Here is a 7800-nt window from a genome sequence, read left to right as displayed (position 1 = left end):
GTGCTGCGCGATCACCCCGGTGAGGTCGGCGTTCGCGCGCACGGGGCTGCCGAGTTCACCGCGCCGCCGGCACGTTCGGAGGGGGCCGCGCGCCGAGCGTTGGTGCTGCTGGGCAACGCCGCGAAGACCAAGGGTTTCTGGCTGCTCGCCGTGACTTTCGGAATCTGCGGCGCCTCCACGAACGGGATCATGATGACGCACTTCGTGCCCGCCGCGACCGGACACGGGATGCACATGGTCGTCGCGGCCTCGCTGCTCGCGGTGATGGGCGTGTTCAACGTCGTCGGCGCGGCCGGTTCCGGTTGGCTCACCGACCGGTTCAGCGCGCGGTGGCTGCTGGTCGGCCATTACGGCGCTCGTGCCGTTTCGCTGCTGGTCCTGCCGCTGTTCATGGGGTCAGGGGTCGGCGCGGGGATGATCGTGTTCACCGTCGTCTACGGTCTGCTCGACTTGGCCACCGTGCCGCCGACCATCGCGCTGTGCCGGGAGTTCTTCGGCGCGGACAACGGACCGATCGTGTTGGGCTGGCTCAGCGCCGTGCACGCGTTGGGCGCGGGTGCGGCGGCCCTTTCGGGCGGGGTGCTGCGCGGCCTGGCGGGTTCCTACACGGCCGTGTGGCTCGGGTCGGGAGTGCTGTGCCTGGCCGCGGCGGCGTTGTCGGTGCGGCTCGGAACCGGAGTCCGATCCCGCGCCGTTGGTGGCCCCTTTCCGGCCGCAGTGCGGGTGTAAATGGATCGGACATTGGGACCTAGGTCCGCACGCACCCCCCGGGTCGTCGTATGAACGATGCGGTCCTGGACGGGGAGCGGACCGAACGGCCAGGTGGCGCGAACGGTCCGCTCGCCCGATCAGAACGGCTTGAAGTTGTGCACGTAGGTGCCCGGGTGGGTGGCGCCGTCCTGGCGCACCACGCCGAAATCGTGCGACCACGGGATCCGCAGCGGGTCCTCCTGGCCCGGCGGAATGGTGATCAGCTCCGTCGGCCGCCACGCTTCCGGGCTGTGGTCGGGGAGCACCGTCAGCCAGGCGATACCCCTCTCGCCGGCCTTCAGCAGGTATCCGGGATCCCCGTCGTCGATCCGCGGAACCGAATAAGTGGGCCCGTGCACGGGGTCGACCGGGCCGATGAGGTCGACGCCCGGTGTGCCGCGCAGGATGCACTCGTGGTCGGAGACGTTGGTGTACTCCAGCTGGATGCGCAGCTGGCCGGAGCCGTCGTCGAGGACCCCGCCGAACTTGGCGTTCAGATCGCCGGTGCCGCAACGCGGGGTGTCGACCTCGGCGGTGCGCACCGCGTTGTTCCCGGCGGCCGACGGCACGTCGAGCGCCGACTGGCCCGCCTGGGCACCGGCTCCGCACGCCGTCATAGTCAAGGCCGTGCCCGCCAGAGCCAGCGCCCCAAGGCTGGTCCGCAGCATGTCCTGCTCCTCTCCTTGCGGGAGTCGGTGTTCCCGCCTGCCTCTCCCAGTAAGACGCCCGAATCCGATTCAGGTTGCCTCGCGTGCTCGCCGTGGCGCGCACCGTCGTCGCGGCTCGGAACGGGATCCCGGTGGCGCCGTTCGGTCCGGACGGCGCAATTCGTTCGTTGGGAGTTGCGTGTGCTCCCATAGGCAACGCGACCATCTTTGAGAAAGGCGGGGCGCGTTGCGCGACCACGCGCCCCGCCTTGCGTTTCACGAGCGTCTAATGCATCCGGTGCAGGGAGACCGGGCGGAGAAGTGCACGGCGGAGGTTGTCTCGTTGGTTGAGTTGCGCGGGCATGTGGCGGATCTGTTCGCGGTGCTGCTCGGAAATCTGGATGTTGGTCGCACGTGCTATATCAACCGCTGAGCGGCTCTCACCCGAACCGGATACGAACGCCGCTCGGAAGCCGTCGGCGACGGAGCATGAAACCCCTGGCCTTCACTCGACCGGTTCTTCGCGCGGTGCCCATTCAACCGTTTCGAAGATGCCGTGTGCGAGGTCGACGATGTCCGTCCAATCTTCCGGGTTGTTGCTGGTGATCGAGACGTTCAAGATTCCCGGCCCAGCCGGGTTCGGAACCCAGGCTGTGATCGCGTGGCTACTGATCTCGACGACCTGGTCGTTGGCCTCAATCGTGCTATTGCTTGCAGTCTTCGTCACGACCGCATCCCCTGCCGGCAAGCGGACCTGTTCGACGTCCGTGCCTGGCTCGTTGTTGTAGTACTCCTCCAAACCAGCGACCGCGGTACGCGGCGAAGCATGCTCGGACATCACGATGAAACAGCTCACCACGACCATCAACGGTCGATCCGACTGCTGGGCGGAACGGAAAACCGCAGCGGCCGAGTAGTGCGCGCCACCAGCCTCGGCCGAGGCGCCGAGGGTCATCAGCATGGCCGCTGTTCCGGCCAGGCTCTGGTCGACCTCGGTGTCGGCGGGCAGGCCGAAGCGGAAGGCGATCGTGGAGGCGAGCGCGTGCAGCTTGGCGTCAGTCGGCTCACCGCCGGGTAGTTCGATGAAGCCTTCCGGGAGAAGGAGGGAATAGCTCGGCAGGGCAGGGGTGGACGCTGTTGTCATCGCGGGTCGTTCCAGGTGGACCGGACGAAGCCTGTAATGATTTCCCGCTCTTCGATCGTTGGGTAGAAGAAGACGCGGGAACGATCTGGCCAGGTGACTTCGATGCTGTTCTGCGCCGCATGGTGGAAGCGCACACTGGCGGCCTCGTCCGTCTGCCACACCACGCTCGGCGCGCTTTCGTCCTTGGCGGCTGCCACGACTGCCAACCGCGAGTGTGAGAAGACCATCCATAGCGGTCGTGGGGCGCGTTTTACCGTGTCGATCAGCGAGGTTGGGGCAGGATTGCTCGTCGATCCCGAAACGGAGATCAAGCCAGGTGTGGTCTTCGTTTCGGGCTCTTTGGTCAGGCCCGCATCGTCAAGACCTTGCCGGATCCAGCCGTAGATGAGAAGCACAGGCAGCGCCAGCACCCAGACGATCCTGAACCAGAATGGCTTGGTGCCCAGCTCTTGACGGCCCTTGAACTTGCTCAGGGAAAACCGCTTCCAGTGGAAAAAGATCGCGTCGCACGGTTCTGCCCAGGTGCCCTGGCCCCACTGCCGGATCTTCACTCTCTGCTGTTCGCGCTCCGGCGAGAACGCGCTGGTGTTGTTCGTGCTCGTCATCAGGGCCTCACACCTGTTTTCTGTTGGATCTGAGATTCCACCTGGCCCGACGCGTAGTCAATGCCCTCGGCCACGGCAACCTTCTTGACGGAGCCTACTCCAGCGCCGGCTGCGATGCCGGCATTGGAAAACGGGTCCAGGTTCACATTAGGGATCTTGTTGACCAGCTCGACCGACTTCGTGTGGGTGAAGGTCGCGGCATTGTCGATGGCTTCCTTCGGATTGGCCTTCAACTCCGCCATCGTGCTGGGGGTAATGTCCACCTTGCCACCGACTCCGGTCACATCTTTCAGCACCTTCGATTCGGTGGTCACCTTGCCGGTTCCGGTGACGGCTTGACCGATCCTGCCTGCCCTCCCCGTGCTTTGGGCAGCCAAGCCGACCTTCGCTGCCTGGGACGCAGCGTTCTTGGCGCCTGCCAGGATACGACCGCCCGGGATAACCCCGACAGCATCTGTGGCGATCTTCCCCCAGGAAACGTCGGCACCGCCGGCCTTGGCCAGTGCGTTCACACCTAACGCTGCGGCACTCACGGTCATCGCCGCCCCGGCCGTGACCGCGTTCACGCCCGGGATCCAGGAGGTAGCTAGCGCGACGACGCCGAGCACACTTCCGACAGTGCTGAGCACATCGCCGACTTGCTTGAGGTCGTCGGCGTGGTCTTGGATCCATTGCCATGCCTTGTCCGCGGAGTCGCTGATGCTTTGGCCGAGTTGGTCGAGAGCGTTGCCGAGGCGTTCGAGCAAGCCCGGCTTTTCAGGGGCTTCGTCGGCGGCCCGCCGTAGCGCGTCCTCGACGGTTTTGGCCAGGTCGTCGTGCTGGTGCAGCAAGCGAGTCGCTTGTTCGCGGATCGCTTCGAGGTCGGCGTTGGCGTTGTTGAGGGTGGATTGGGCGGCGTCCAGCTTGCTTTGGGCCTGCTGTAGCGATGCTCGGTCCGGGAAGTGCTGGTTGGCCAGGTTGAAGTGCGGATTGGACTCGGCCTGGCGCACTCGTTGCTGCGCTGCGGCTGCTTCGGCCTCGTAGCTGCGCGCTTTCTGCTGCATGGAACCCAAATGCTCGTACCACTGGGTGAGCGTCCGTGCCGCGTCACCGAGTGAACGGTGCGCTTGCTCCAAGTACTTCGGCAGTTCACCCACAGTTCTGCGGAATGCGTCGGCTGCCTGGCCTTCCCAGATCCCGTCCTCGCGCCCGATTTTGGTCAGGGCCTGATGAGCGTCACCCATCTTGGTCGAAACTTGTTGAAGATCGGTGGCCACGGATTCGACCGTCGCTACTGTGCCGGGCGCGGGGTCGAATCCCAGCACCGGATACTCGGAGGTTCCAGTCACCCTGTCGTCCTTATCTGGTTGCCCGAAACGGTGTCTTAGCAGTTCCTGGAGCTACGTGGTTCCGGCGCCCACGTGGGCGGTCATTGCCCGGCCATGCGTTGTTCGATGCTCGAGGGCTGCCCGCCGTCCGCGGGCCGGCCGTGATCGCCGCCCGAGTTCCCCGGCTGGGCTTCGGCTGCGGAGGCGACCAGCGTGGCGACTTCGTTTTCGAGCTTGGCGTAGGTGGCGCGGGCGCCGTCGAGGGCGTCGCTGGTCGCTTTGGCGCCTTCGGAGATCTTCTTGATGCCGTGCGACCAGCGTTCCCGGAAGTGCTCGCTGGCGTTGTCGATGCCCGGAGTGCCCAGGTCGCGGCCTCGGGCGTTGCTCAGCGCGTTGTTCGCGGTGGTGATGTCGTCGGCCGCGCGGTCCAGGTCGTTGACCAGTTGCGCCAGCTTGTCCATGTGGACTCGGTAGCCGTCCCCCACGGAAACCTTCCTCTTCGCACGATCGCTGCCCGGGCAAAGTAGCAATCGCTCGGCGCGCGTGGGGGAGAACAGAAGAAAGACGAGACCCGCGCCGCACCGGAGGTCTTAACTCGGGGGCTGGCGCCTTGGGCCGTTGACCATCGCGTTGGCCTGGTTTACCGGTGACCGGGTAGGCGTCGGCGAAGACCCGGACGCAGCAGCCGCCCATACCGACAGAACTCGAACCTCGTGACCAGCGTTTCCGCTGGTCAGCGTATGCGCCCCCGGCAGGATTCGAACCTGCGACACCGGCTTTAGGAGAGCCGTGCTCTATCCCCTGAGCTACGGGGGCGTGGTCGACGTGTCGACCCCTGGAGGGTACCGGCCGTGGTGTGGTTGTTGACAGCAGGGAGTGCGGACGGCCGGGGCAGGGGTGACGGGTGGCGTAGGGTGATGTGATCGTCACGGGGTCGAGTCGGTCGTGCCTGGGGAGTGGGATGGTCAACGAGAGCGCTGGCCAGAACGAGAACTTCGGCCGCAACGAGAACGTCGGCGACGTCCGGAACCTGGTGCAGGCGCAGACGGTCGGCGACGTGCACATTCACAATCATCGCGGCGAAGCGTTGCGTGCTCAGCAGTTGCCGCCCGCGCCGGCGCTTTTCGTCGACCGGGAGGACGTGCTGGCGGAGCTGGACGCGGCGTTGGGTGCGCAGCGGGCTCCTGATCAAGCCTTGTGCGTCCTGGTCAGCGGGGGCAGCGGGACGGGCAAGAGCGCGTTGGTGGCGCGGTGGGTGCACGGTGCGCGGGCGCGGTTCGACGATGTGGTGTACCTGGACATGCGGGGGCGCAGCGTCGGGCTCGACGAAGTGCTGTGGCATTGCCTGTCCGCGCTGGGCGAGGAGTATCCGGGGTCGTCGGACGCTGCGCTGGCGCTCTACCGCAGCAAGACCAGCGGTCGCTCGGTCGCCTTGGTCTTCGACAACGTCGTGCAACCGCGGGAGCTGCTTCAGCTGCGGCCCGCCTCGTCCGCGGCGCTGGTCGGAGTGATCAGCGGGCGGAGCATGGCGGAGTTGGCGGTCGACGGTGTGCTGTCGCTGCAAGTGCCGAGGCTCGACGCGGCTGCGGGGGTCGACGTGCTGCGCTCCGCGGGCGCTGCGCGTGTCGATGCCGAACCCGCGCACGCGCGGCGGCTCGTCGAACTGTGCGGCGGGTTGCCCATTGCGTTGCGGATCGTCGCGGGGCGGCTCGCGAAGCGGCCCGGTTGGAAACTCGCCCGGGTCGCCGCGGAACTCGAAGACGACCACAGCAGGCTTGACCGCTTGCAGGAAGGCGGGGAGCCGGTGGTGCGCAACGCCTTGGACCGCGCCGTCGAGGAACTGCCGCAGGCGCAGCGGGATTTGTACGCGCTGCTGGGCAACGTTCCGGGGCCGGCGTTCGCGGCCGACGCCGTGGCCGCGCTGGCAGGGCTCACTGTCGACGAGGCCGAAGACCTCCTTTACGAGCTGCACGATGCGAACCTCCTGGAACGCAACGACCACGACGAGTTCCGGTTCCACGACCTCGTCCGGCTGCACGCGGTGGAGAAGCGGCGTGCCGACGCGGCGGCGCTGCGCAGGCTCGCGGATTGGTACCGGTTGCGCGGGGCGTACGCGGACCGGGCCGTGATGGAGCCGCAGCGGTTCCGGGTCGGCCACGACGACGAGCTGCTGGGCGAGAACCCGTTCGACCACGACTCCGCGCTGGAATGACTGGAGCGCGAGCGGGTCAACCTGCTGGCCGTGCTGGACACCGCGCACCAGCAGGGATGGGACCGGGTCGTGATCTCGCTCTGCGACAGTCCGGTGTGGACGCTGCACAACCAGCACAAGCACTACGCGGACACGATCTCGGCGCTGCGCAACGGAGTTTCTTCCGCCGAGCGCGCGCAGGACCTGGTCGCCGAGGCCCGGATGCGGACCTTGCTGGTGCGGTTGCACACCGAACAGCACGATTTCTCCGCGGCGCACGAGCAGGCCGCTCATGCTCGGGAGGTGGCGGAGCGGGCCGGGCACCGGCGGGCGTTGGCTTCGGCGCTGGAGTTCCACGGCCGCGCCCACCTCGAGCAGAGCTCGTGGGCCGAAGCGATACCGCTGTTCCGGCGGGCCCGCGACCTCAACGCGGAGTTGGGGCTGCCGCGCGCCATGGCGCTGCAGGAATACATGCTCGGGCGCGCGCTCGGAGGCGATGGACGACCGGACGATGCGCTGCGGCAGTTGCACAGCGCGCTGGACCGGCTCCAGGACTATCCGCAGGACAAGCGCACACCGGGCCGGATCCGAGTCGCGATGGGGCGGGTGCACCAGCGGCTCGGCGACCACGCCGAGGCCGTGCGGGTGCTGCGTGCCGCGGAGTCCGACGCGCGGGCGCGGCGGGTTTCGCACGACCTCGCGGAACCGTTGGAGCTGCTGGCGGAATCCCTCGCGCACATCGGCGAAACCGCGGCCGCGCGGGAATGCGCCGCGGAGGCGCTGAACATCTTGGAACAGGCCGGTAGTCCGCGCGCCGAGCAGCTGCGCGAACAGCTCTAACTCCCGGCGAACACCTCGACCGGTTCCGGACGTGCCGGGTAGTCGGGCTCCGGCAGGCCGAGCTGGTCGTAGATGACCGCGCGCAACCGAGCCGTCGATCCGCCCGGTGCGGCGAACGTCCGGGAGGCGAACGAGGCGTGTTCCGGCAGCGGCATCGCACCGTCCACTTGGGACCGCAAGTCGCCAGGGCCGAGGAACCGCGCGCGAGTGCCCAGGTCGGCCGCCGGAGTTCCCGCAGCGACCTCCGCGGCGCCGAATTCGGCCAGCAGCAGCGGTTTCCCCAGCGCCGCTGCGTACAGCGCCAATGAGCCGTGGT

Annotated in this window: 7 protein-coding genes, 1 tRNA gene and 2 pseudogenes; 3 read left to right on the top strand and 7 right to left on the bottom strand. The window is 67.4% G+C overall.

Annotation, left to right across the window (positions count from 1 at the left end; all coding sequences use genetic code 11):
• Positions 1-729 (top strand): annotated as a pseudogene (locus IJH84_RS16520) (MFS transporter); the annotation flags it as partial.
• Positions 730-848: 119 nt separating this feature from the next.
• On the opposite strand, the gene IJH84_RS16515 reads toward IJH84_RS16520, so the two are convergent.
• The 6 genes from IJH84_RS16515 to IJH84_RS16490 all read right to left on the bottom strand — a co-directional run bounded on the left by IJH84_RS16515 (position 849) and on the right by IJH84_RS16490 (position 5269).
• Positions 849-1418, bottom strand: a complete 570-nt coding sequence (locus IJH84_RS16515; protein WP_295145972.1) for a DUF4232 domain-containing protein — start codon at positions 1416-1418, stop codon at positions 849-851.
• 484 nt (positions 1419-1902) lie between these two features.
• Positions 1903-2541 (bottom strand): hypothetical protein, encoded by a 639-nt coding sequence (locus tag IJH84_RS16510; protein WP_200069103.1) that lies wholly within the window; start codon positions 2539-2541, stop codon positions 1903-1905.
• Entirely contained in the window at positions 2538-3146 is a 609-nt protein-coding gene (locus IJH84_RS16505) for a hypothetical protein (RefSeq protein WP_200069104.1), read from the bottom strand. Before IJH84_RS16505 ends, IJH84_RS16510 begins: the two co-directional genes overlap by 4 nt.
• A complete protein-coding gene (locus IJH84_RS16500; RefSeq protein ID WP_200069105.1) occupies positions 3146-4474 on the bottom strand; it encodes a putative T7SS-secreted protein in 1329 nt (442 codons plus the stop codon). The genes IJH84_RS16505 and IJH84_RS16500 overlap by 1 nt, the downstream gene beginning before the upstream one ends.
• Positions 4475-4554: 80 nt before the next feature.
• Complete coding sequence (locus IJH84_RS16495; protein WP_295145968.1) at positions 4555-4938, bottom strand: hypothetical protein; 384 nt, start codon at positions 4936-4938, stop codon at positions 4555-4557.
• A 258-nt stretch (positions 4939-5196) separates the two neighbouring features.
• Positions 5197-5269: transfer RNA gene (locus IJH84_RS16490), tRNA-Arg, on the bottom strand.
• Between the two features lie 145 nt (positions 5270-5414).
• Between IJH84_RS16490 and IJH84_RS16485 the strand changes: the two genes are divergently transcribed.
• Complete coding sequence (locus IJH84_RS16485) at positions 5415-6665, top strand: NB-ARC domain-containing protein (RefSeq protein ID WP_295145966.1); 1251 nt, start codon at positions 5415-5417, stop codon at positions 6663-6665.
• 30 nt (positions 6666-6695) lie between these two features.
• Positions 6696-7484, top strand: a complete 789-nt coding sequence (locus tag IJH84_RS16480) for a hypothetical protein (RefSeq protein WP_295145964.1) — start codon at positions 6696-6698, stop codon at positions 7482-7484.
• Here IJH84_RS16480 and IJH84_RS16475 read toward each other — a convergent pair.
• Positions 7481-7800: pseudogene (locus IJH84_RS16475) on the bottom strand (hypothetical protein); the annotation flags it as partial. The gene IJH84_RS16480 and the pseudogene IJH84_RS16475 sit on opposite strands and share 4 nt — an antisense overlap.

Origin of the sequence: Saccharopolyspora sp., assembly GCF_017434145.1 — a bacterium.
Taxonomy (GTDB): Bacteria; Actinomycetota; Actinomycetes; order Mycobacteriales; family Pseudonocardiaceae; genus Saccharopolyspora_C; species Saccharopolyspora_C galaxeae.
The sequence above is the reverse complement of the archived record's forward strand: the minus strand, read 5'-3'. Positions and strand labels throughout refer to the sequence as shown.